Origin of the sequence: Amycolatopsis samaneae (assembly GCF_039541975.1) — a bacterium.
Classification (GTDB): Bacteria; Actinomycetota; Actinomycetes; order Mycobacteriales; family Pseudonocardiaceae; genus Amycolatopsis; species Amycolatopsis samaneae.
On sequence record NZ_BAABHG010000013.1, the window covers coordinates 65651 to 88177 of the forward strand.

The 22527-nt window shown below is 71.0% G+C and carries 21 protein-coding genes; 18 read left to right on the forward strand and 3 right to left on the reverse strand.

Going from position 1 to position 22527, the window contains the following annotated elements:
• Positions 1-182 precede the first annotated feature (182 nt).
• From ABD987_RS30870 to ABD987_RS30910, 9 genes are all read left to right on the forward strand, one after another.
• Positions 183-1742, forward strand: a complete 1560-nt coding sequence (locus ABD987_RS30870) for a UDP-N-acetylmuramoyl-L-alanyl-D-glutamate--2,6-diaminopimelate ligase (RefSeq protein WP_345401887.1) — start codon at positions 183-185, stop codon at positions 1740-1742.
• On the forward strand, positions 1739-3250 hold the full coding sequence (locus ABD987_RS30875; RefSeq protein ID WP_345401889.1) for a UDP-N-acetylmuramoyl-tripeptide--D-alanyl-D-alanine ligase: 1512 nt from the start codon (positions 1739-1741) through the stop codon (positions 3248-3250). The genes ABD987_RS30870 and ABD987_RS30875 overlap by 4 nt, the downstream gene beginning before the upstream one ends.
• Entirely contained in the window at positions 3247-4332 is a 1086-nt protein-coding gene (mraY, locus tag ABD987_RS30880) for a phospho-N-acetylmuramoyl-pentapeptide-transferase (RefSeq protein WP_345401892.1), read from the forward strand. The genes ABD987_RS30875 and mraY overlap by 4 nt, the downstream gene beginning before the upstream one ends.
• 8 nt (positions 4333-4340) lie before the next feature.
• Positions 4341-5747 carry a UDP-N-acetylmuramoyl-L-alanine--D-glutamate ligase gene (gene murD, locus ABD987_RS30885; protein ID WP_345402449.1) on the forward strand — a complete coding sequence of 469 codons (1407 nt, stop codon included), beginning with the start codon at positions 4341-4343 and terminating at the stop codon, positions 5745-5747.
• Complete coding sequence (gene ftsW / locus ABD987_RS30890; protein WP_345401895.1) at positions 5734-7251, forward strand: putative lipid II flippase FtsW; 1518 nt, start codon at positions 5734-5736, stop codon at positions 7249-7251. The genes murD and ftsW overlap by 14 nt, the downstream gene beginning before the upstream one ends.
• Complete coding sequence (gene murG / locus ABD987_RS30895) at positions 7248-8372, forward strand: undecaprenyldiphospho-muramoylpentapeptide beta-N-acetylglucosaminyltransferase (protein WP_345401898.1); 1125 nt, start codon at positions 7248-7250, stop codon at positions 8370-8372. Before ftsW ends, murG begins: the two co-directional genes overlap by 4 nt.
• Positions 8365-9780 carry a UDP-N-acetylmuramate--L-alanine ligase gene (gene murC, locus ABD987_RS30900; RefSeq protein WP_345401901.1) on the forward strand — a complete coding sequence of 472 codons (1416 nt, stop codon included), beginning with the start codon at positions 8365-8367 and terminating at the stop codon, positions 9778-9780. The genes murG and murC overlap by 8 nt, the downstream gene beginning before the upstream one ends.
• The gene (locus ABD987_RS30905; protein ID WP_345401904.1) at positions 9777-10580 is read left to right on the forward strand and encodes a cell division protein FtsQ/DivIB; all 804 of its coding nucleotides are present in this window, start codon (positions 9777-9779) and stop codon (positions 10578-10580) included. The genes murC and ABD987_RS30905 overlap by 4 nt, the downstream gene beginning before the upstream one ends.
• Before the next feature lie 454 nt (positions 10581-11034).
• Positions 11035-11865 carry an NAD(P)H-binding protein gene (locus ABD987_RS30910; protein ID WP_345401907.1) on the forward strand — a complete coding sequence of 277 codons (831 nt, stop codon included), beginning with the start codon at positions 11035-11037 and terminating at the stop codon, positions 11863-11865.
• A 67-nt stretch (positions 11866-11932) separates the two neighbouring features.
• On the opposite strand, the gene ABD987_RS30915 is transcribed toward ABD987_RS30910, so the two are convergent.
• Complete coding sequence (locus tag ABD987_RS30915) at positions 11933-12640, reverse strand: heparin lyase I family protein (RefSeq protein ID WP_345401910.1); 708 nt, start codon at positions 12638-12640, stop codon at positions 11933-11935.
• A gap of 60 nt (positions 12641-12700) precedes the next feature.
• On the opposite strand from ABD987_RS30915, the gene ABD987_RS30920 reads away from it, so the two are divergent.
• From ABD987_RS30920 to ABD987_RS30960, 9 genes are all read left to right on the forward strand, one after another.
• Positions 12701-13234: a DinB family protein gene (locus ABD987_RS30920; RefSeq protein ID WP_345401913.1), complete on the forward strand. Its 534-nt coding sequence runs from the start codon at positions 12701-12703 to the stop codon at positions 13232-13234.
• Positions 13235-13445: 211 nt separating this feature from the next.
• Positions 13446-14786 carry a cell division protein FtsZ gene (gene ftsZ / locus ABD987_RS30925; RefSeq protein ID WP_345401916.1) on the forward strand — a complete coding sequence of 447 codons (1341 nt, stop codon included), beginning with the start codon at positions 13446-13448 and terminating at the stop codon, positions 14784-14786.
• A gap of 174 nt (positions 14787-14960) precedes the next feature.
• Positions 14961-15668 (forward strand): peptidoglycan editing factor PgeF, encoded by a 708-nt coding sequence (pgeF, locus tag ABD987_RS30930; RefSeq protein WP_345401919.1) that lies wholly within the window; start codon positions 14961-14963, stop codon positions 15666-15668.
• Positions 15669-15702: 34 nt separating this feature from the next.
• On the forward strand, positions 15703-16440 hold the full coding sequence (locus tag ABD987_RS30935; RefSeq protein WP_345401922.1) for a YggS family pyridoxal phosphate-dependent enzyme: 738 nt from the start codon (positions 15703-15705) through the stop codon (positions 16438-16440).
• 79 nt (positions 16441-16519) lie between these two features.
• Positions 16520-17104, forward strand: coding sequence for a cell division protein SepF (locus ABD987_RS30940; RefSeq protein WP_345401925.1), 585 nt, complete (start codon positions 16520-16522; stop codon positions 17102-17104).
• Between the two features lie 116 nt (positions 17105-17220).
• Complete coding sequence (locus ABD987_RS30945) at positions 17221-17496, forward strand: YggT family protein (protein WP_345402452.1); 276 nt, start codon at positions 17221-17223, stop codon at positions 17494-17496.
• Positions 17497-17547: 51 nt separating this feature from the next.
• Positions 17548-18408 (forward strand): DivIVA-like cell division protein Wag31, encoded by an 861-nt coding sequence (gene wag31, locus ABD987_RS30950; protein ID WP_345401928.1) that lies wholly within the window; start codon positions 17548-17550, stop codon positions 18406-18408.
• A gap of 321 nt (positions 18409-18729) precedes the next feature.
• On the forward strand, positions 18730-19350 hold the full coding sequence (locus ABD987_RS30955; RefSeq protein WP_345401931.1) for a hypothetical protein: 621 nt from the start codon (positions 18730-18732) through the stop codon (positions 19348-19350).
• A 516-nt stretch (positions 19351-19866) separates the two neighbouring features.
• Positions 19867-20283 carry a HEAT repeat domain-containing protein gene (locus ABD987_RS30960; protein WP_345401934.1) on the forward strand — a complete coding sequence of 139 codons (417 nt, stop codon included), beginning with the start codon at positions 19867-19869 and terminating at the stop codon, positions 20281-20283.
• 32 nt (positions 20284-20315) lie between these two features.
• On the opposite strand, the gene ABD987_RS30965 is transcribed toward ABD987_RS30960, so the two are convergent.
• On the reverse strand, positions 20316-20735 hold the full coding sequence (locus ABD987_RS30965; protein ID WP_345401937.1) for an SRPBCC family protein: 420 nt from the start codon (positions 20733-20735) through the stop codon (positions 20316-20318).
• 26 nt (positions 20736-20761) lie between these two features.
• Entirely contained in the window at positions 20762-21772 is a 1011-nt protein-coding gene (locus ABD987_RS30970) for an aldo/keto reductase (protein WP_345401940.1), read from the reverse strand.
• Positions 21773-22527: the final 755 nt, after the last annotated feature.

The following is a 22527-nucleotide window of genomic DNA, read 5'->3' on the forward strand; positions in this document are numbered from 1 at the left end:
TACCCGAACTGGGAATCCTTTGCGGGGCAACGCTTTGCGGGCGAGCCTCATAGCATGCCCGAGCCGGGGCGCGGGAAATGGCGTACCGCCTGAACGAACCGGAGCGGCACACCAGTAGCCTTCCTGCCGTGTCGGTGTCCTCGTCCAGTTCTCACAGTGCCTCCCCAGGGGCCGCGGCGCCTTTGCCCGCCAGTCCGGTCAAGGCGGTCGCCGCGCCCCCACGGCCCGCGCGGATCGAGCCGGTCCCGCTGGCCACGTTGCTCGCCCGCGCGGACGCGCGGCTGATCGCCGGTGGTCCCGAAGCGGCCGAGCTGACCGTCACCGGGACCACCCTGCGCGCCCAGCACGTGCTGCCCGGTGACCTGTTCGCCGCGCTGCCCGGCGCCCGCGCCCACGGCGCGGACTTCAGCGACCAGGCGGTCGCCGCCGGCGCCGCCGCGGTCCTCACCGACGAGGCGGGCGCCGAGCGGCCCGTCCTGCGCGACGCCGGTGTGCCGGTGCTGGTGCACCCCGACCCGAGGGCGGTGCTCGGCGCGATCGCCGCGTGGATCTACGGCGAGCCGTCGCTGGGGCTGTCGGTCCTCGGCGTCACCGGGACCTCCGGCAAGACGACGACGTCGTACCTGGTCGACGCGGGCCTCAAGGCCGCGGGGATCACCACCGGGCTGATCGGTACCGTGGAGACCCGGATCGCGGGGGAGCGGCTGGCCAGCGGTTTCACCACCCCGGAGGCCCCGGACCTGCAGGCGCTGCTCGCGGTGATGCTCGAAAGCGGCGTCACGCACGTGCCGATGGAGGTCTCCAGCCACGCGCTCGCGCTGGGCCGGGTCAACGGCACCCGGTTCGCGGTCGGCGCGTTCACCAACCTCTCCCAGGACCACCTGGACTTCCACCGCGACATGGAGGAGTACTTCGCCGCCAAGTCGCTGCTGTTCGACGGGCGCTCGACCACCGAGGTCGTCGTCGTGGACAGCGCGTGGGGCCAGGCGCTGCTGACGCCGCAGACGGTGACGGTGTCCACCGAACCGGGCACGGAGGCCGCCTGGCGGGCCACCGACCTGGCGGCCACCTCGGCCGGGGAGCAGTCGTTCACCCTGCACGGTCCCGGCGGTCTGACCGCGCGGGCGCGAATACCCCTGCCGGGCGAGTTCAACGTCGCCAACGCCGTGCTCGCCGCCGCGATACTGGCCAACGCCGGTGTCGGGCTCGACGACATCGTGGCGGGGCTCGCCGCGGTGGAGGTGCCGGGCCGGATGGAGCGGGTCTACCTCGGCCAGCCGTTCACCGCGGTCGTCGACTACGCGCACAAGCCCGCCGCGGTCTCCCAGGGGCTCGACGCGCTGCGGGCGCGGACCGAGGGCCGGATCATCACGGTGCTCGGCTGCGGCGGCGACCGGGACACCGGCAAGCGCCCGCTGATGGGCGAGGCGGCGGCCCGCCGCAGTGACGTGCTCATCGTGACCGACGACAACCCGCGTTCGGAGGATCCGGCCGCGATCCGCGCCGCGATGCTCGCGGGCGCCCGCGGCGTCGGTCCCGCGCAGGGCGGTGAGGTGCTGGAGATCGGCGACCGCCGGGAGGCCATCACCGAGGCCGTCGCGCTCGCCCGGCCCGGCGACATCGTGTTCGTCGCGGGCAAGGGCCACGAAACCGGCCAGGAGGCCAAGGGGGTCGTCCATCCGTTCTCCGACCGCGACGAGCTCGAAGCGGCCATCAGAAAACAACTCGAGGTGACTTCGTGATCGTGCTCAGTCTCGCCGAGATCGCCGCCGTCGTCGGCGGCAGGCTGCACCGGGCCGAGGGCAGTGCCACGGTGACCGGCAGCGTCGAATTCGACACCCGTGAGCTCGGGGCGGGCGGGTTGTACGTGGCACTGCCCGGCGCCCGCGTCGACGGGCACGACCTCGCCGCCGCGGCCGTCGAGGCGGGCGCCGTGGCCGTGCTGGCCGCCCGCGAGGTGGACGCGCCGGCGATCGTCGTCCCGCCACTGGCCGAGGGCCACGCCTACGAGCGCGCCTTCGTACTGGCCAGCGACACCGACGGCTCGGGCGCCGCCGTGCTCGTCGCGCTGGCCAAGCTCGCCCGGCACGTCGTCGAGCGGCTCGCCGCGGACGGTCTGACCGTCGTCGGGGTCACCGGCTCCTCGGGCAAGACCTCGACCAAGGACCTCATCGCGCAGCTGCTCGAACCGCTCGGGCCCACGGTCGCGCCGCCCGGTTCGTTCAACAACGAGCTGGGCCACCCGTGGACGGCGCTGCGGGCGGACGCCGCGACCCGGTACCTGGTGCTGGAGATGTCCGCGCGCGGGATCGGCCACATCGCCTCGGCGGCCACGGTCACCCCGCCGAAGATCGGCGTCGTGCTCAACGTCGGCAGCGCGCACGCCAGCGAGTTCGGCTCGCGGGAGGTCACCGCGAAGGCCAAGGGCGAGCTGGTCGAGGCGCTGCCCGCGGACGGGGCCGCGATCCTGAACTTCGACGATCCGCTGGTCGCGGCCATGGCGGACCGCACGAAGGCCAGGGTCGTCGGGGTCGGCGAGAGCCCGAACGCCCGGGTGCGCGCGGTGGACGTGACGCTGGACGAGCAGGCACGGGCGTCGTTCCGGCTGGTCACCCCCGACGGCGAGGCCGAGGTCCGGCTCCCGCTGTTCGGCGAGCACCACGTGGGCAACGCGCTCGCCGCGGCGGCCGTGGCGCTGGAGCTGGGCACGTCCGTGGCGGACGTCGCCGCGCGGCTGTCGGCGGTCCAGCGACGCTCGGACCGCCGGATGGAGGTCTCCACCCGTGCGGACGGCGTGGTCGTGCTCAACGACTCGTACAACGCGAATCCCGAGTCCGTCCGCGCCGGGCTCAAGACACTGGCCTCGATGGGACGGGACCGCCGGACCTGGGCCGTGCTCGGCGAGATGGCCGAGCTCGGCGACGAGAGCGTCCGCGCGCACGACGAGATCGGCAGGCTCGCGGTCCGGCTCAACATCTCCCGGCTGATCGTCATCGGGGAGCGCGCCGCGGCGATGCACCACGGCGCGCAGCACGAGGGGTCCTGGGGCGAGGAGTCGGTGCTGGTACCCGATGTCGAGGCCGCCACGGCGTTGCTGCATGATCAGCTCCGCGCCGGCGACCTCGTGCTCGTGAAGGCCTCCAAGTCCGCCGCTCTGTGGCGGGTCGCCGACGCTGTCCTCGCCGAAGCTCCGCTTGCCGGAGGACAACAAGCCCCTGCCCAAGAACGCTCGAACGGTGGTGACGCGTGATCAGCATTCTGATCGCGGCCGCGGCGGGTCTGCTGGTCTCCATCCTCCTCACGCCCTACCTCATCCGGGTCTTTTCCCGGCAGGGGTTCGGGCAGGAGATCCGGGAGGAGGGCCCGCAGGGACACAAGTCCAAGCGCGGTACCCCGACGATGGGTGGCGTCGCGATCATCATCGCGATGGTCGTCGGCTACTTCGTCGCGCATCTGATCAGCTGGATGCTCAGCTCGAAGGGCGCGATGCCCTCGGCGTCCGGGCTGCTGGTGCTGCTGCTTGCGGTGGGACTCGGCGTGGTCGGGTTCCTCGACGACTTCATCAAGATCCGCAAGCAGCGCAACCTCGGCCTGAACAAGACCGCGAAGCTGGTCGGCCAGCTCGTGGTGACCGTGGTGTTCGCTGTGCTGTCGCTGCAGTTCGCCGACGCGCGGGGGCTGACCCCGGCGTCGCAGAACCTGTCCTACGTCCGTGACCTCGCGCTGATCACGTTCCCGTCGGTCATCTTCGTGATCTTCTGCTACATCGTGATCTCGGGCTGGTCGAACGCGGTCAACTTCACCGACGGCCTCGACGGTCTCGCCGGTGGCGCCGCCGCCATGGTGCTCGCGACCTACGTGGTGATCTCGTTCTGGCAGGAGCGCCTGTCCTGCGCCAACTTCCCGCCGCAGGCCTCCTGCTACGACGTCCGCGACCCGCTGGATCTCGCCGTGGTCGCCGCCGCGGCCACCGGCGCGTGCGTCGGCTTCCTCTGGTGGAACGCGGCCCCGGCGAAGATCTTCATGGGTGACACGGGCTCGCTGGCGCTGGGCGGCCTGGTCGCCGGGCTGTCCATGACGACCCGCACCGAGCTGCTCGCCATCGTCATCGGCGGGCTGTTCATGGTCGAGATGATCTCGGTGGTCGCGCAGATCGCGGTCTTCCGCACGACGCGGCGAAGGCTGTTCCGGATGGCGCCGTTCCATCACCACTTCGAACTCGCCGGCTGGGCCGAAACCACGGTGATCATCCGGTTCTGGCTGCTCTCGGCGATCTGCTGCATGTTCGGCCTCGGCCTGTTCTACAGCGAGCAGCTGGGCTTCGGGAGCTGAGCGGAATGATTGACCTCGCGGGTCGCCACGTGCTGGTCGCCGGGGCCGGGGTCACCGGGAAGTCGGTGGTCCCGGTGCTGCGGGAGCTGGGCGCGCGGGTCACCGTCACGGACGGGAACGCCGAGCGGCTGGCCGAGCTCGACGGTCTCGGCGCCGAGCTGGTGCCGGGGCTGGCCGAGCCGCCCGCGGGCACCGATCTCGTCGTGACCAGTCCCGGCTGGCGCCCGGCGTCCCCGCTGCTGGCCGCCGCGGCCGCGGCGGGCGTCGAGGTGATCGGCGACGTCGAGCTGGCCTGGCGGGTGGGGCGGCTGCGCGAGCGGCCGCCGGTGTGGCTGGTGGTGACCGGCACCAACGGCAAGACGACCACCGTCGGGATGCTGGAGTCGATCCTGCGTGCCGCCGGGCTCGACGCGGTGGCCTGCGGGAACGTCGGCTACGCGGTGCTCGACGCGGTCCGGGCCGGGCACGAGGTGCTGGCCGTCGAGCTGTCCAGCTTCCAGCTGCACTGGTCTTCGACGCTCGCGCCCGCCGCGTCGGTGGTGCTGAACCTCGCCGAGGACCACATCGACTGGCACGGCTCGATGGCGGAGTACGCCGCTGCCAAGGGCCGCGCGCACCACCGGTCCGCGGTCGTGGTGCACAACGCCGACGACGCGTGGTCGGCCGCCATCGCCGGAGAACACGCCCCGGCGGAGGCACGCCGCGTCGGTTTCCAGCTCGACGTCCCCCGCGCGGGGGAACTCGGCGTCGTCGAGGAGTTGCTGGTGGATCGGGCGTTCGTGGCCGATCCGGCGAGCAGTGCCGAGGAGTTGGCGACGCTGGCCGACGTCCGCCCGTCCGGACCGCACAACGTCGCCAACGCGCTCGCGGCCGCCGCGCTGGCCCGCGCGTACGGCGTCGACGCCGGGGCGATCGCCAAGGGCCTGCGGGACTACCAGCCCGCGCCGCACCGCGCGGCCGAGGTCGCCGAGGTCGGCGGTGTCCGGTACGTCAACGACTCCAAGGCCACCAACCCGCACGCCGCGGCGGGCTCGCTGCGCGCGCACCCCAGCGTCGTCTGGATCGCCGGAGGCCTGCTCAAGGGCGCCTCGGTCGACGAACTCGTGTCCTCGGTCGCCGGCAGGCTACGTGGAGTGGTGCTCCTCGGGGCCGATTCGCCGGTGATCGCGGCCGCTCTTGCGCGACACGCGCCGGATGTCCCGGTGAACAGCCTCGTCCCGGGTGACGATGAGCCCATGACTACGGCGGTGAGTGCGGCCAGCGCCATGGCGCGCCCTGGCGATGTCGTGCTGCTCGCTCCCGCCGCCGCCTCGCTGGACATGTTCCGCAACTACGGCGAGCGCGGCGACGCGTTCGCCGCCGCGGTCCGTGTCCTGCGTGACGGTGCGGGGGAGTCGTCCCATGGCGGTGGTTGACACCGGGCGACGCGCCGGATCCGACGGCCCGGCCAAGGGCCGCGCGAAGGCCAAGCCCGCGAGAGCCCCGCGCCGCGAGCGCGGGACCGCGGCGTTCAACTCCGCGCTGACGGCCTGGCTTTCGCGCCCGCTGGCCTCGTTCCACCTGGTGCTCGCGCTGACCGGGCTGCTGGTCGTGATCGGGATCGTGATGGTCCTGTCGGCGTCCTCGGTGGCCTCCTACGACCCGAAGACCGGCAGCGGGGTGTACTCGCTGTTCGTCAAGCACCTGATCTTTGTCGCGATCGGCTCGACGGTGTTCTGGATCGGCCTGCGGATCAGGCTGGAGCGCGTCCGCAGGCTGTCGGCCACCGCGGTGGTGCTCTGCCTCGGCATGCTCGTGCTCGTGCTGGTGCCCGGTATCGGCGCCGAGGTCAACGGGTCGAGCGGCTGGTTCCAGATCGGCGGGTTCTCCTTCCAGCCGGTCGAGGTCGCCAAGGTCGCGCTGGCCTTCTGGGGCGCGCACATCCTGGTGATCAAGTACAACGTGCTGCACCAGTGGCGCCATCTGCTCGTCCCGGTCGTGCCGATCGCGCTGCTGATGTTCGCGCTGGTGATGCTGCAGCCCGACCTCGGCGGCACGGTGACGCTGGCGGTCGTGCTGCTGTCGCTGCTGTGGTTCGCGGGCGCGCCGAAGCGGCTCGTCGGAGTCATCCTCGCGGGCGGCCTCGCCGGGGTGCTGGTGCTGGCGATCATCGCGCCCTACCGGCTGGCGCGGGTGATGTCGTTCCTCTCGCCCAACGCGGACACCAGCGGCGAGGGGTTCCAGGCGAACCAGGCCAAGCTCGCGCTCGCCGACGGCGGCCTGTTCGGCAAGGGACTCGGCCAGGGCGCGTCCAACTGGGGTTACCTGCCGGAAGTGCAGAACGACTTCATCTTCGCCCTGATCGGGGAGGAGCTGGGCTTCGTCGGCTGCGCGGTGGTGCTGGCGCTGTTCGCCGGGATCGCCGTGGTCGGCCTGCGCATCGCCACCCGCAACATCGACCCGTGGATCCGGATCGTCGCCGGCACGCTGACGGTGTCCATCGTCGCGCAGGCGGGGATCAACATCGGCTACGTGGTCGGCCTCCTGCCGGTCACCGGGGTCACCTTGCCGCTGATCTCCTACGGCGGCACGTCACTGGTGATCACCATGCTCATGATGGGCGTGCTCGCGAACGCCGCCCGGCACGAACCCGAGGCGGTGGCCGCGCTGCGGTCACAGGGCCCGGGTAAGTTCGGACGCCTGTTGCGGCTGCCCGCACCCGATCCGTACCGCCCGCCGGCCGCCCGCAAGGCGGGTGCGGCGCGCGGGGGGACGAAGGCCGCCAGGCCCGCGCCCCGCACGGCTCGTCCGGCGCCGGCGCAGGAACGGCGCCGCGCCTCGGTCCGGGATCCGGCCAGGCGGGCAGTGGCACGGAAAACGGCTCGGACAACAGCGAACCGCGGCACCCGGGGTGCCGTGAACCGGAGAGGTCATAGGTGAGTAAGCCCGTCAAGGGAACCGAGCGTTCCGCCGCAGGCAAGGCGCCGACGGTCGTGGTCGCCGGCGGCGGCACCGCAGGACACATCGAACCCGCGCTCGCGCTCGCCGACGCGGTCCGGCGGCTGCGCCCGGACGCGAAGGTCGTCGCGCTGGGCACCGAGCGCGGGCTGGAGAACACGCTCGTACCCGCGCGCGGGTACGAGCTCGAACTGATCCCGCCGGTCCCGATGCCGCGCAAGCCGACCCCGGAGCTGCTGCGGCTGCCGCTGAAGGTGCGGGACGCGGTCAAGCGGACCCGCGCGGTGCTGGAGCGGGTCGGCGCGGACGTGGTGGTCGGGTTCGGCGGGTACGTCGCGCTCCCGGCGTACCTGGCCGCCCGCGGCCGGACCCCGATCGTGGTGCACGAGGCCAACAAGTCGGCGGGCCTGGCGAACCGGGTCGGCGCGCGGTTCGCGGCCAGGGTCGCGGTCGCCGTGCCCGGCACCCCGCTACCGAAGGCCGAGGTCGTCGGCATCCCGCTGCGGCGGTCGATCACCTCGCTGGACCGGGCGGCGCTGCGGGCCGAGGCCCGCGCGCACTTCGGGCTGGACCCCGACGTCCCGACGCTGCTGGTGTTCGGCGGTTCGCAGGGCGCGCGGTCGATCAACGCGGCGGTGTCCGGCGCGGCGAAGGAACTCGCCGACGCGGGTGTCGGCGTGCTGCACGCGCACGGCCCGAAGAACACGCTGGTGGTCCAGGAGTTCCCCGGCAAACCGTTCTACGTTCCGGTGCCGTACCTGGAGCGGATGGACCTCGCCTACGCCGCGGCCGACGCGGTCGTCTGCCGGTCCGGCGCGATGACCGTGGCCGAGGTGTCCGCCGTCGGGCTGCCCGCGGTGTTCGTGCCGCTGCCCTACGGCAACGGCGAGCAGGCCGGCAACGCCCAGCCCGCGGTCGACGCGGGCGCGGCGCTGATGGTGGTGGATGCCGAGTTGTCCCCGGCGAAGGTCGCCGACCTGGTGATCCCGCTGGTCACCGACGCCGACCGGATCGCGAAGATGAGCGCGTCCGCGGTCGGCATGGGCCACCGCGAGGCCGACGAGACCCTCGCCAAGATCGTTCTGGAGGCCGCCGGTGCCTGACGAGTCGTTGCCGGAAGAACTGCGCCGGGCGCACCTGATCGGGATCGGCGGGGCCGGGATGTCCGGGATCGCGCGGATCCTGCTCGCCCGCGGCGCGCGGGTGTCCGGGTCGGACGCCAAGGAGTCGCGCGCGCTGCTTTCGCTGCGTACGCAGGGCGCCGAGTTGTTCGTCGGCCAGCGTGCCGAGAACCTCGACGCCTTTCCCGAGGGGCCGTCCGCGGTCGTCGTCTCGACGGCGATCAGGGAGGACAACCCGGAACTCGCCGCCGCGCGGGAACGCGGGATCCCCGTGCTGCACCGCGCGCAGGCGCTGGCCGGGCTGATGACCGGGCACCGGGTCGCCTGCATCGCGGGGACGCACGGGAAGACCTCGACGACGTCGATGCTGACCGTGGCGCTGCAGAACTGCCGTCTCGACCCGTCCTTCGCGATCGGCGGTGACCTCAACGAGTCCGGGGCGAACGCGCACCACGGCTCCGGGGGCGTCTTCGTCGCGGAGGCCGACGAGAGTGACGGCTCGTTCCTGACCTACACCCCGTCGGTCGCGGTGGTGACCAACGTCGAGCCGGACCACCTGGACCACCACGGCACCGCCGAGGCGTACGTGGCGGTGTTCGCCGAGTTCGTGCGGCGGATCGAGCCCGGCGGCGTGCTCATCGTGTGCGCGGACGATCCCGGCGCGGCGGCGCTCGGCGACGACGCGGAGGCCGCCGGCGTCCGGGTGCTGCGTTACGGGCACTCGGTGACCGGGGACGACGACGCCAAGGTGCTGTCCCACACCCCGGCCGCCGACGGCGGCGTGGTGCGGATTTCCCTGCGGGGCGAGGAGATCGACGTCCGGGTCGCGGTGCCCGGCGAGCACATGGCGCTCAACACGATCGCCGCGCTGCTGGCCGGGATCGAGCTGGGCGCCCCGGTCGACGGGCTGCTCGCGGGCCTCGCGGTGTTCGGTGGCGTGCGCCGCCGGTTCGAGTTCAAGGGCCGCTCCGGCGACGTCCGGGTCTACGACGACTACGCCCATCACCCCACCGAGGTCGACGCCCAGCTGCGCGCCGTGCGGCACGCCGCGGGCGCGGGGCGGGTCGTCGTGGTGTTCCAGCCGCACCTGTACTCGCGGACGAAGACGTTCGCGAAGGAGTTCGCCGCGGCGCTGTCGCTGGCCGACGAGGTCGTCGTGCTGGACGTCTACGGTGCCCGCGAGGAACCGGAGCCCGGGGTCACCGGCGCGCTGATCGCCGACCGGGTGAGCGTGCCGGTGCACTACCAGCCCGCCTTCGACGTCGCGGCGAAGCTCGTCGCCGATCTGGTGCGTCCGGCCGACCTGGTGGTCACCATGGGCGCCGGGGACGTCACGCAGCTCGGCCCGGAGATCCTGGCCGAGCTGGATCGGCGGGGCGGGCAGGGGTGAGTCCGACGCGGGAGCGGCGCCGCCCGGTCGGAGAGGCCGGGCGCGCGAGCGCGCCGCCGGACCGCAGCAGGCGCGGGCGGCGCACGGAGGCCGAGCGCCGCCGTACCCGGCCCCGGCCCAACCGGCGCAAGGAGATCCGGCGCCGGTGGGTCGCGCTGCTGACGGTGCTCGCCATCGTCGGCGGGGTGTACCTGCTGTTCTTCAGCTCGCTGCTCGGTGTCAGCACCGTCGACGTGGTGGGCGCCAAGACGGTCTCGGCCGACCAGATCCGCGCGGCCGCCGCCGTTCCCGACGGGAAGCCGATGCTGCGGGTCGACACCGACGCGATCCGGGACAGCGTCGCCGAACTGTCCGGCATCGCGACCGTCGAGGTCTCCCGGTCGTGGCCGGGCACCGTCGAGATCGCGGTCACCGAACGGACCGCGATCGCCTACTTCGACAGCGGTCCCGGCGGGGACGGGTTCCACCTCGTCGACGGCGGCGGCGTCGTGTTCAAGACGGTGAAGGTCCGTCCGGCCGGGATACCGCAGCTGAAGCTGCCGAAGGTGTCCGTCGACGATCCGGTGACCCGCGCGGTGACCGCGGTGCTCGGGAAGATCCCGCAGCCGCTGCAGAAACAGGTCACCAGCGCGTCGGCGAAGACGCCGGGCAGTGTTGAGTTCGCGCTGGCCGACGGGAAGACCGTGCGCTGGGGCAACGCCGAGCAGTCCGATCGCAAGGCGAAGGTGCTCGCGGCGCTGCTGACCCAGCCGGGCAAGGTCTACGACGTCTCCGCGCCGGAACTGCCCACCATCTCCTAGTGGGCGAGTGCTGAAGGACGCCTTCGGTGCGCTCAGTGCACTGAAGGCGTCCTTCAGCGCGGCCAACGCACTGAAAGCGTCCTTCAGCACTCCACGCGCCCCGGGGGAAGCCCCCAGCATCGCTCACCGTCCCCTACGCCCCGTCCGGGGCACGGACTTCGGCTGGGGCGATGCCACGAATGCGACATTCGCGACGTTGAACGTCTCAAAAGCCACATTCGGGACACCGAGTCTCCTGCGGCTGTGCCCGACCGTGCCGAGGGACGCCTTCGGTGCATCCAGCGCAGCGAGGGACGCCCTTGGTGCATCCAACGGACCCAAGGCGTCCCTCGGGCATCGCGCTCGACGCCGCCACATCGGAACGGCTTTGGCACGGATTTCACTGGCGAGGCGGTTTCCGTATGGCGTACCATCGACTCCGATTTCGTACGGCATACGACAAGGGGGAACTCACGTGACGATCCTGGTGACGGGCGCGACCGGAAACGTGGGCAGGCTGGTGGTCGACGAGCTGCTGGCGGCCGGTGCGCGGGTCCGGGCGCTCACCGTGGATCCGGTGCGGGCGGCGCTGCCGCCCGAGGCCGAGGTGGTGGTGGGCTCGCTGGCGAAGCCCTCGACGTTGCCCGTGGCGCTGAAGGGGGTGGACGCGGTCTATCTCGCGCCGATGGCGCGCACCGTGTCGGCCTTCACCCGGCTGGTGCGCGAAGAAGGCGTCCGCCGGGTGGTGGCGCTGTCGGGGAGCAGTGTGGGGGACACGCACGAGATGTCGAGCGGCCACGAGTTCGAGGCCGTCGAGAAGGCGGTGCGGGCGGCGGAGCTGGACTGGACCTTCCTGCGGCCCGGCGCGTTCATGATGAACACGCTGGGCTGGGCCGGAATGGTGCGCGAGAGCGAGGTCCGGACGAGCCACGGCGACGCGAGGATCACGCCGATCGACCTCGGGGACATCGCCGCGGTGGCCGCGCGGACGCTGGTGTCCGACGGGCACGTCGGCCGGACCTACGAGCTGAGCGGCCCGGCGGCGGTCAGCCAGCGCGAGCAGGTCGCGGCGATCGGGGCCGCCCTGGGCAGGGAGATCGCGTTCGTGGAACTGACCCCGGACGAGCACCGGCGGGAGTGGGCCGCGCAGGGCATGCCCGCGGGGATCGCCGACTGGCTGGTGGAGGGTTTCGGCCGGGTCGCGGCGGCCCCGCAGGTTCCGACCGGCGAGGTCGAGCGGATCACCGGCAGGCCAGGGATGACCTACGCGGAATGGGCGGTCGAGAACGCCGACGCGTTCCGGTAACCCGCGCATGTCCGTGGGGGCCTCCTTGAGGGACCTGGGCTCCCTCAAGGAGGCCCCCACGGACCTCTCAGCCCGAGACGTCGGCGTAGGTGGTTCCGATCTTGAGCCCGCCGACGTAGTTCTCGACCGTGGTGTCCTTCGCGCCGTAGACGCCCCACTTCGGATCGTTGACGCTGTCGAAAGTGCGGCAGGCCCACCGTTTCCCGCCGCCGGTGAAGGTCTGCTGCGCGCCGTCGACGTAGAGTTCGACCCAGCCGCCGGTGGTCTGGTCCGACAGGTGCAGGCCGAGGACGATTTTGTGCCACTCGTTCGCGGCGATCGGCTTGTCCCAGATGACCCTGGTGACGTCGGGCTGGCGTTGCAGCAGCGAGAGTTTGCCGTCGATCATCTTGAGTACCACGGGGTAGTTCTGGATGTGGTGGCCGTAGGACTTCCACTGGAAGACCGCGTTGTTGTTCACGGTGTCGGAGAGCTTGAAGGACCATCCGAGGTAAAAGGTCTGATCATTGCGGAAGGTGTACTTGCTTCCGTCGACCTTGATCCCCCGGCTCTCGCACCGGTTGCTCCCGCTGGGTTTCGCGTAGCGGAACACCGTCCCCTTCGCCGGGTCCTTGACCGTCGACACGCTGCCGGGCTTGGCGCATTCGCCGTTGATGTTGCCGAACACCCCGGTCCCCTTCGCGGCGTCGCCGTCCCAGAGCACCGAGGCACTGGCCGGGACCGCGGACAGCACGAGAAATCCTGACGTCAGCAGAGCTACTACGGAACGTTTCATACATCCGAGGTATAGCCCCGTTCCGTGGCCGCGGTACCGACGATCGGGCGCACGCGCCTAATGCCGGTGGCGATCGGGGAAACTGTCCCGGTGACCGAAGACGGACGGCCGGAACCGCCGCTGCTGGGCGACGAGCGCGCGCAGCTCACCGGGTTCCTCGACCACCTGCGCGCCACCGTGGTGCTGAAGGCGTCCGGGCTGAGCGAAGAGCAGGCCCGGCGCTCGCTGGTGCCCAGCGAGCTGACCACGGTCGCCGGGCTCGTCCGGCACCTGGCCTACGTCGAGCAGTACTGGTTCCGCGTCGTGCTCGGCGGCGAGCCCGACACCTGGGCGGCGATCCTCGCCGAGGACCGCGACGCCGACTTCCGGCTCGACCCGGACGTCCCGCTCGCCGCGCTCGTCACGGCCTACGAGGCGGAATGCCGCAACAGCCGCGAAGTCGCCGCCGGGCTGGGATTCTCCGACGAGTTCCCGTTCCGCGGCGGACGGCTCACCGTCCGCTGGGTGATCACGCACCTGATCGAGGAGACCGCCCGGCACGCCGGTCACCTCGATCTGCTGCGGGAACTGCTCGACGGCAGCACCGGCGAGTAGCCGCCGGGCGGGGGTGTGCCCTTGCGCCGGGGAACGCGTTGTGGGAAAACACCTTTGCTCCGCTCGGCGTGGCTACTGGATTCCGGCCCGCGTGGTGCCTACCGTCCTGCTCAACGTCGGCAGTTGACATAACTCTCATTCTTGAGTTGAGGTTGAGGGTTCGGTCGGGCCGGCGGGCAGCACGGGCACAACGATCAGGAAGGCGGACCCGATGACGCCCCCGCACAACTACCTTGCGGTGATCAAGGTCGTCGGTATCGGCGGCGGCGGAGTGAACGCCGTGAACCGCATGATCGAGGTCGGCCTCAAGGGTGTCGAGTTCATCGCGGTGAACACCGACGCGCAGGCTCTGCTCATGTCCGACGCCGACGTCAAGCTGGACATCGGCCGCGAACTCACCCGTGGCCTCGGCGCGGGCGCCGCCCCCGAGGTCGGCCAGAAGGCCGCCGAGGACCACCGCGAAGAGATCGAAGAGGTCATCAAGGGCGCCGACATGGTGTTCGTGACCGCGGGCGAGGGCGGTGGCACCGGTACCGGTGGCGCGCCCGTGGTGGCCCAGATCGCGCGCAAGCTCGGCGCGCTGACCATCGGCGTGGTGACCCGGCCGTTCACCTTCGAGGGCAAGCGCCGCGGCAAGCAGGCCGAGGAGGGCATCCAGGCGCTGCGCAACGAGTGCGACACGCTGATCGTCATCCCGAACGACCGGCTGCTGCAGCTCGGCGACATCGGCGTGTCCCTGATGGACGCGTTCCGCTCGGCCGACGAGGTGCTGCTGTCCGGTGTCCAGGGCATCACCGACCTCATCACCACGCCCGGTCTGATCAACCTGGACTTCGCCGACGTCAAGAGCGTCATGTCCGGCGCGGGCTCCGCGCTCATGGGCATCGGCTCCGCGCGCGGTGAGGGCCGGGCGATCCAGGCCGCGGAGAAGGCGATCAACTCGCCGCTGCTGGAGGCGTCGATGGACGGCGCCCACGGTGCGCTGCTGTCCATCGCGGGCGGCTCGGACCTGGGGCTGTTCGAGATCAACGAGGCCGCGTCGCTGGTGCAGGAGTCCGCGCACCCCGACGCGAACATCATCTTCGGGACGATCATCGACGACTCGCTCGGCGACGAGGTCCGGGTCACCGTGATCGCCGCCGGCTTCGACGCGGGCGCGCCGACCCACAAGAAGCTCGACCCGTCGACGTTCGGCTCGGCGCGGCAGGGCGGGGCCACGGCCTCGGCCTCGGCGGGCCAGGTCGGTGGCGGAGCCGCCCCGGCCACCGGCGCCACGCCGCCCTCGGGGGCGACCCCGGTCCCGTCGTCCACCGGCGCGGGCGGCTACCCGGTGCCCCCGACCCGTACGCACACGCCGATCCCGCCCGCGGGCAACGGATCCTCGCCGCACGGCGGCACCCCGGGCGGCCTCCCGCAGCCGGGCGGCGGCTCGCGCGGCTATTCGCCGCTGGGGTCGGGCTCGGGGCAGGGCAGCCTGCCGCCCCGCGCCGCCCCGGTGCACGACGACCCGTCCGACGACGAGGTCGACGTGCCGCCGTTCATGCGGCGCTGATTTCCGGCTCTTCCCGAAGGACGCCTTCGGTGCGCTCAGCGCACTGAAGGCGTCCTTCACTGCGTTGGACGCACTGAAGGCGTCCTTCGGCACCCGGCCGGTCGCCGACGGGCACCGCGCGGACGGCACTAGGCTTGGCGACAGGACAGTTCCGGGTGAGAAAGAGGAGCGGACTTGCGGATCCGGCGGGTGGTCACGACCAGGGCGGGCGGCGCTTCGGCACCGCCCTACGACAGCTTCAACCTCGGTGACCACGTCGGCGACGAGAGCGGGAACGTCTTCGCCAACCGCAAGCGCCTCGCCGCCGAACTCGGGCTCACCGAGGATCGCCTGGCCTGGATGGAACAGGTGCACGGCCGCACGGCGACGATCGTCGACGGCTCCGAGACGAAGGCGGCCGAAGCCACCGACGCGCTCGTGACCGCCGAGGCGGGGCTGGCGCTCATCGTGCTCGTCGCGGACTGCGTTCCCGTGCTGCTCGCCGACGCCGAAGCCGGTGTCGTGGCCGCGGTGCACGCCGGACGGGTGGGTACACGGGTCGGGGTCGTGCCCGCCGCGCTGGAGAAGATGCGGGAGCTCGGTGCCGAGGCACACCGCGTCGAGGCACTGCTCGGTCCCGCGATCTGCGGCGACTGCTACGAGGTCCCCGCCGACATGGCCGCCGACGTCGACAAGCACGTACCGGGCAGCGCCTGCAGGACCCGCAAGGGCACCCCGGGGCTCGACCTGCGGGCGGGGCTGTGGCGCCAGCTCGCCGACCACGGCGTCGGCCGGATCGGTGTCGACCCGCGCTGCACCGCCGAGGACAAGACGTTGTTCAGCTTCCGCCGCGACGGCACCACCGGCCGGATCGCCGGGATCACCTGGGTCGATCCGTCGTGACCACCGCCGACGTACTTTTTCCCGCGGAGGCGGCATGAATACTGTCGAGCCGAGAAGGGCCGAGCTCGCGAACTCCTTGGCGGAGCTGGAAAAGCGGATCGCCGCGGCCTGCGCCGCCGCCGGGCGCGCACGGGACGAGGTCCGCCTGATCGCCGTCACGAAGACCTTTCCGGCGCTGGACGCCGCGGTGCTGGCCGACCTCGGCGTCACCGACGTGGGCGAGAACCGCGACCAGGACGCGGGGCCGAAACGCGCCGAGGTCGCCGAACTGCGCCCGGAGGCGGCGCTGCGCTGGCACATGGTCGGCCGGTTGCAGCGCAACAAGGCCCGCTCGGTCGTGCGGTGGGCCGACGAGGTCCAGTCTGTCGACTCGGATCGGCTCGCGGACGCGCTCGCCAAGGCGGTCCACGTGGCGAGGGACACCGGTGTCCGGGAACACCCGCTCGACGTGCTGATCCAGGTGAGCCTCGACGACGATCCCGCGCGTGGCGGCTGCCCGCTGGACGAGCTCGGCCGGCTGGCGGATCACCTCGCGCGGGCCGACGACCTGCGGTTACGCGGCCTGATGGCGGTGGCGCCGCTCGCCGCCGACCCGGCGGAGGCCTTCGCGCGGCTCGCCCGCGCGGGGGAGCGACTGCGGGAAGATCACCCGAATGCCACCGTGCTGTCCGCCGGAATGAGCCATGATCTCGAGCAGGCGATCGCGCACGGCTCGACCTGTGTGCGTGTCGGAACCGCGTTGCTCGGTGGGCGCGGTTTAGCCTCGCCGTAGGGAATCCGCCCGATGGTCACGGTGAGTGTCCGCCGGGCGGGGTCGCACGGTGCGGGAGCGGCTAAGGCTAGGGAGAGGCATGAGCGCGCTGCAGAAGCTGAAGGCCTACTTCGGGATGGTGCCCGCAGAAGAGGACCAGTACTACGAAGAGGACTACCGGCGCGACGATCGGGCCGCGGAGTACGACTCGTACGAACAGCCCCGGTCCCGGGGCCGGTACCGAGACGAAGCGGACGCCTACGAGGAGCCGGTCGCCCCCAGTCGGTCACGTTCCGTGATGGCTTCGGAGCCCCAGGTTCACGGGGCGCTGGCCGTCGATCGGGAGCCGGAACCGGTGGCCCGGCTGCGTCCGGTGCAGGAGGCGCGCAGCGCCTACCGGGACGCCCTCAGCCGCATCATCACCGTGCACCCGTCGAGCTACACCGAAGCGCGCACGATCGGCGAGCACTTCCGTGAGGGCAACCCGGTCATCATCAATCTCACCGAGCTGGAGAACTCGGACGCGAAGCGGATCGTCGACTTCGCGGCGGGGCTCGCGTTCGCGGTGCGCGGTTCGATGGACAAGGTGACCAACAAGGTGTTCCTTCTCTCACCGCCGGACATCGACGTGACCGCGGAGGACCGTCGGCGGATTGCCGAGGGCGGATTGTTCCTGCGCGGCTGAAGTCGGGTGAACCGCTGGGCGCAAGCAGACGTGATTTTGTCGACTCATCTCCGCGTCGGCGCCGGTAACGGCCGGTTCGGTCGGCCCTCCCGGCTACAGTGGTGAACGTGGAAGCTGTGTGGCTGGTCCTCTGGTACGTGCTGTTCGCGTTTTGGTTGTTGCTGACGGCGCGTATCGTGATCGAGCTCGTGCGCACCTTTGCGCGCGAGTGGCGCCCCGCCGGCGGGGTTGCGGTCACGCTCGAGACCATCTACACAGTGACGGACCCGCCGGTTCGCCTGTTCCGCCGCATCATCCCGATGGTGCGGATCGGCGGCGTCGGGCTGGACTTATCGATTATGGTGCTGCTGTTGGTTGTGTTCTTCGCGATGCAACTGGCGAATCCCAGGTAGTCGGGGAGACTTGGGTGACCCTGCAGGCCATGGAGTGCGTGAGGTGATCTGATGTCGTTGACCCCCGCTGACGTGCATAACGTCGCGTTCAGCAAGCCGCCCATCGGCAAGAGGGGCTACAACGAGGACGAGGTGGACGCGTTCCTCGACCTGGTGGAAACCGAGCTTGCCCGGTTGATCGAGGACAACAACGAGCTGCGGCAGCAGGTGGAGCAGCTCGACAACGAGCTCGAATCCACGCGCGGTGAGCTCGAGAACGCGAAGGTGAACGCGGTCAGCGGACCGCCGCCGGTGCGGGACGAGCCGTCGCGGCGGCTGGCCCCGGTGCCGCCGCCGACCTCGCCGATGGAGCAGACCCAGGCACACCCGATGGTGGGCGACAACGGCGAGCCCAACGTGCAGGCCGCCAAGGTCCTCGGGCTGGCCCAGGAAATGGCCGACCGGCTCACCGCCGAGGCCAAGACCGAGTCGGACGGGATGCTGGCCGAGGCCAGGACGAAGTCCGAGCAGCTGCTTTCGGACGCCAGGGCGAAGTCGGACTCGATGGTGAACGAGGCACGCACGCGTGCCGAGACGATGCTGAACGACGCGCGCACGCGCGCCGAGACGCTGGAACGCCAGGCGCGCGACAAGGCGACCACGATGGAACGCGAGTCGCAGCGCAAGTACACCGAGGTGATGAACAACCTCAACGCCGAAAAGGGCGCGCTGGGCAAGAAGATCGAGGAGCTCCGCACGATCGAGCGGGAGTACCGCACGCGACTGCGCGGATTCCTGGAGTCCCAGCTGCGGGAGCTCGACGACCGCGGTTCGGCCGCGCCGGCGTCGGCGTCCTCGAACTCGTCCCAGGGGGCGGGAGCTTCCGGCGGCGGCCAGGGCTACTCGTTCGGGCCGCGGGCCGAGGCGGGTTAACCGAGAGGGTTGGGTGGGGTGTGTTCGCGGAATGCGCTCACCCCGGCCCTCGGCTCGGTGTCTTTGGGGGTCGAACCCCCAAACCCCCGCCAGGGGGCGAGCCCCCTGGACCCCCAGCTGTGGTCACCTCTGAGGGGCAGCCTCTGACCCCGGTGGTGGTCGTTGGTGGGGACTGGCTTGACTGGTTGTGTTGCGCGGCCCGTGGGTATCGGGATTGTCCGGTGCCTGCGGGTCGTTGCGGCGTAATGGGTTTGTGGCATCGATTACGTGTTGTGGGCGGGTCGTGACCGGACCGGCCACCGGTTCGTGCTGTAATTCAGCGTGCTTTACATCGTCCTGGTTCTCGTCCTGGCCGCACTGGGCCTGCTCGTCGCGGCACTCATCACCGCCACCTCGCTCTGGGCCTGGATTTCCATCGGGCTTTCGGTACTCGCCGGGCTGCTGCTCGTCCTGGACTGGCTGCGCAGGCGCCGCCGGGCCAAGGCCGCCGAAGCGGAAACCGCAGAGCCCGCCGGGAAAAACGCCGAAGAGGACGAAGCCGCGGACGACTCCGCCGACGACGCGGCGGAGAACAAGGACGGCGAGCAGACCGCTCTGCTCCCCAAGACCGGCGAACTCGACGAGAAGAGTGACACCGCCGAGCCGGATGTCCCCGGCGACGATTCCTCCGCCACCGAAACCACGAAGATCACCGCCGCTCCCGCGGCCCGTGACGGTGACCCGGTGGAGGAACAGACCTTGCCCGAGGACCTCGCCGTCGTGTCGGAACTCGAGGACGAGGTCGTGGTCGTCGACGAGTACCCGCGGTACCACCTGACCGACTGCGGCTGGCTCGACGGACGCGACACCATCCCGATCGCGGTCGGCGAGGCACGTCAGCTCGGTTTCACGCCGTGCGGGCGCTGCAAGCCCGACGCGTCACTGGCGGCCGCACACCGCTGAGCCGTCAGGAAAGCCGGACGCCCAGTAAATCGGACAACCCCGCCGGTTCCCCCGTCGAGGTTGGTTCCCCGCTCGCCGAACACCTGCTCGGCGTGGGAGCCCGGCGCGTACGGATGTTTGCGCCGGGCTCCGCGCGCAGCAGCGGGCCGTCGATGGGTATTCCGTTGTCGTGACGGCGTTCCTGCTCACCGGAGACGCAGGGCGACGCCTTCGGTCACCGCCGGATCGTCCACATCGGACTGACGGTGTTCGGGACCGTGTTGACTGTGGTGACCAGTCCGTGTTCGGTCAGTGCGTCGGCGATGGGCTGGTAGGGAGCAGGTACACAGGACGAACGCGGCAACCCACGGCGGTGTACGAAGGTCAGCCGATGGTTGGGCAGCGCGGCGTTGATGCCATAGGAGCAGCACAGATCCACGACCGTCACCGGCCCGGCCGCGCTCGTGCCGCGACCAGCCGGTGGACGAAGAGGACGCGCCGCCGCGTTTTCCGCGCGTCGCCGCTATCGTCGGGTGTATGACGGCCCAGGAACTGGTCGACCGGTTCGGCCGGTCGAACGCGGACGAGCGCTTCCAGACGTTGCGGCTGCTGGTTCCCGGCGAGGCCGATTCTCCGGTGCTCGGCCCCTTCCTGCTCGCGACCGCCCAGGACGTCGCCGAGGACGATTTGGTGCGGGTCGAGGCGATCCGGGCGATTCCGCTGCTCGACTTCGCCGATCCGGACCTTGTCGTAACGTGCCGGGAGGCGCTGTTCCGGCTCGCCGGCGAGGACGAGGACTGGGATGTCCGCAACGCCGCGGGTTGTGCGGTGTTCGACCTGCCCGGCGCCGAAGTCAGCATCGAGCCGATGCGTGCCCTGCTGGCCGCCGAACCGGAGGAGTTCGTGCGGGAGAACGTGTCCGGTGCGCTCAGGCTGTTCCTGCGTCGTCGCTGACCGTCGGGTGTCGGCACTCCAGCTTGGCGGCTTCAGTCCGTCAGCGCGTTGTGCAGGGCTTCGAGGCCCTCGCGGTAGATCCCCGTGAACAGGGAGACCGCCTCGCTTTCGCTGACACCGTCGGGGGTGAAGCTACCGGACCATTGCACCTCGGCCGCGTTCTCCTGGCCGGGGACGGTGTGGACGCGCAGCGTGGAAAGGTAGCCGGTGACAGGGAAGGGCGCTTCGAGGATGGCGTAGGTGTAGTGGCGTTCGGTCTCACTGAAGCCTACGAGGCGTTCGACGATGGTCTCGCCGTCGGGGTTGGTGAGCCGGCGGACACGGCCGCCGTCGAGCGCGGTGCTGTCGGGAATATAGGGAAGCCAGTCGGGCAGGGAATGGAATCCGCCGATGCGGTCCCAGACTTGCTGGGGCGAGGCGGGCACGGTACGGCTGACCGAGGTGGATGCCATGGTGGTGCTCCTGTTCGTGAAATGGGTCAGGCGTTGTGGGGGAGCGGCGCGGCAGAGTGGACGAGGCCGGCGGCACGCAGGTCGTGCCAGAACTCGGCCGGAACGGTCTCGACGAGGGCGGCGGTGTCCTCGGCGATCCGGCTGGGCCGGGTGGCGCCGGGGATGACGGCGGCTGCCACGGGGTGAGCGAGGGAGAACTGCAGCGCGGCGGCCTTGATACTGATGCCGTGGCGTGCGGCGAGCGTCTTGAGCCGGTCGACGCGCTCGACGATCCGCGGCGGCGCCTGCTGGTACTCGAAGTGGGTACCGCCGGCCAGGACACCGGAACTGTACGGCCCGCCGACGACCATGCCGACGTTCTGTTCCTGCGCCATCGGCAGCAGTCGTTGCAGGGCGTGCTCGTGGTCGAGGAGCGTGTAGCGGCCGGCCAGCAGGAACCCGTCCGGCCGCGGCTCGTCCAGGGCGAGGGTCAGTTCGATCGGCTCGGTCTTGTTGACGCCGAGGCCCCAGGCCTTGATGACGCCTTCGTCGCGCAGCCGCGACAGCACCCGGAAGGCGCCGGTGCGGGCCTCCTCGAACTTCCCCAGCCACAGGTCGCCGTGGAAGTCCTGAGCGATGTCGTGCACCCAGACGACGTCAAGACGGTCGGTGCCGAGCCGCTTCAGACTGTCCTCAATGGAACGTTCGGTCGCGTCGGCGGTCCACTCGTGGAGTATCTTGTTCGGGTTGCCGTGCTCGAACAGGCCGCCCTTCTCGCCGAGGTCGCGTGCGGCTTCCTCGTGCTCGTCGAGGATGACGCGGCCGACTTTGGTCGAGAGGACGTAGGAGTCGCGGGGTTTGGCCGACAGCACCTGGCCGAGCCGCGATTCGGCCAGCCCGGCCCCGTAGAACGGCGCGGTGTCGTAGTAACGGATGCCCCGCTCCCAGGCGGCCTCGACGGTGGCAAAGGCCTCGTCCTCGGGAATGGCACGGAACATGTTTCCGAGCGGAGCGGTTCCGAAGCCGAGCCGCCCGGAAAGGATTTCGTTGAGCGTCATGACTTTCTTCTCTCTGTGGTGCCGGCGCGACGCGTCACGCGGTGCGTGCGGCAAGGGTGGGACGGACGGCCTGAGCGCGGATCTGGCCGCCCACAACCTCCCGGAACCTTGCGCTAGCTGATTACAAGCGTTGACAATAATTGCGCACGCGCGCTAATGCAATGAGACGCTCGCCATGCCCGGTCACGGCCTCCGCCGGGCTCGCGTGGTGGCCGACATCCCCCGCGCCGGAGCGGTTCTTCGAGTTGCCATCCGCCCAGCAGGTCGGCAGCACCGTCGCGCCTCCGCCCCTCTTGCGGCAGGTGCGTGTGCCCGGTGGGGGTGTCGAGCAGGGCGTGGAGGCGTTCGGTGATCGTGGGGTGGGGGCTGTAGGCGGTAAGAGTGGCGTCGAAGTGACCGGCGGCGTGGCGGAGGTTGTGGCGCTGGAAGTTGCGGAAGGTGGCGCCGGGATCGGCCGCGGCCCGAAGACCCCCGAACGCCTATCCTTCCCGCGATTCCTGTGCAGTCGCACGGCGATCCAACACCGCACACCCAAGCCAGACCTGACACCGATCCCCAGAAGCACCCGATAATCGGCATTTCCGGACGGCCTGGTAGTCGTCACGCGGAGCGTGCCCGCGTCGGGCATCGGGTGCGGTCGGTTGTCACGGAGAAACGCGGTCGTATCCGGGCGCCAGAACCACGGCAGCATTCTCGTGGTGACGCTCATGCTCGCCGGACTGGCCCAGCGGAATCAGCGCGCACCGCCGGTCTCG

What these genes read in the sequence shown, in the direction of transcription:
- ftsW (WP_345401895.1), top strand. Translation starts at nt 5,734, where the DNA reads ATGGCGGTGGTTGACACCGGGCGACGCGCCGGATCCGACGGCCCGGCC.
- ABD987_RS30915 (WP_345401910.1), bottom strand. Translation starts at nt 12,640, where the DNA reads ATGAAACGTTCCGTAGTAGCTCTGCTGACGTCAGGATTTCTCGTGCTG.
- ABD987_RS30920 (WP_345401913.1), top strand. Translation starts at nt 12,701, where the DNA reads ATGCCGGTGGCGATCGGGGAAACTGTCCCGGTGACCGAAGACGGACGG.
- ftsZ (WP_345401916.1), top strand. Translation starts at nt 13,446, where the DNA reads ATGACGCCCCCGCACAACTACCTTGCGGTGATCAAGGTCGTCGGTATC.
- ABD987_RS30935 (WP_345401922.1), top strand. Translation starts at nt 15,703, where the DNA reads ATGAATACTGTCGAGCCGAGAAGGGCCGAGCTCGCGAACTCCTTGGCG.
- ABD987_RS30940 (WP_345401925.1), top strand. Translation starts at nt 16,520, where the DNA reads ATGAGCGCGCTGCAGAAGCTGAAGGCCTACTTCGGGATGGTGCCCGCA.
- wag31 (WP_345401928.1), top strand. Translation starts at nt 17,548, where the DNA reads ATGTCGTTGACCCCCGCTGACGTGCATAACGTCGCGTTCAGCAAGCCG.
- ABD987_RS30960 (WP_345401934.1), top strand. Translation starts at nt 19,867, where the DNA reads ATGACGGCCCAGGAACTGGTCGACCGGTTCGGCCGGTCGAACGCGGAC.
- ABD987_RS30965 (WP_345401937.1), bottom strand. Translation starts at nt 20,735, where the DNA reads ATGGCATCCACCTCGGTCAGCCGTACCGTGCCCGCCTCGCCCCAGCAA.
- ABD987_RS30970 (WP_345401940.1), bottom strand. Translation starts at nt 21,772, where the DNA reads ATGACGCTCAACGAAATCCTTTCCGGGCGGCTCGGCTTCGGAACCGCT.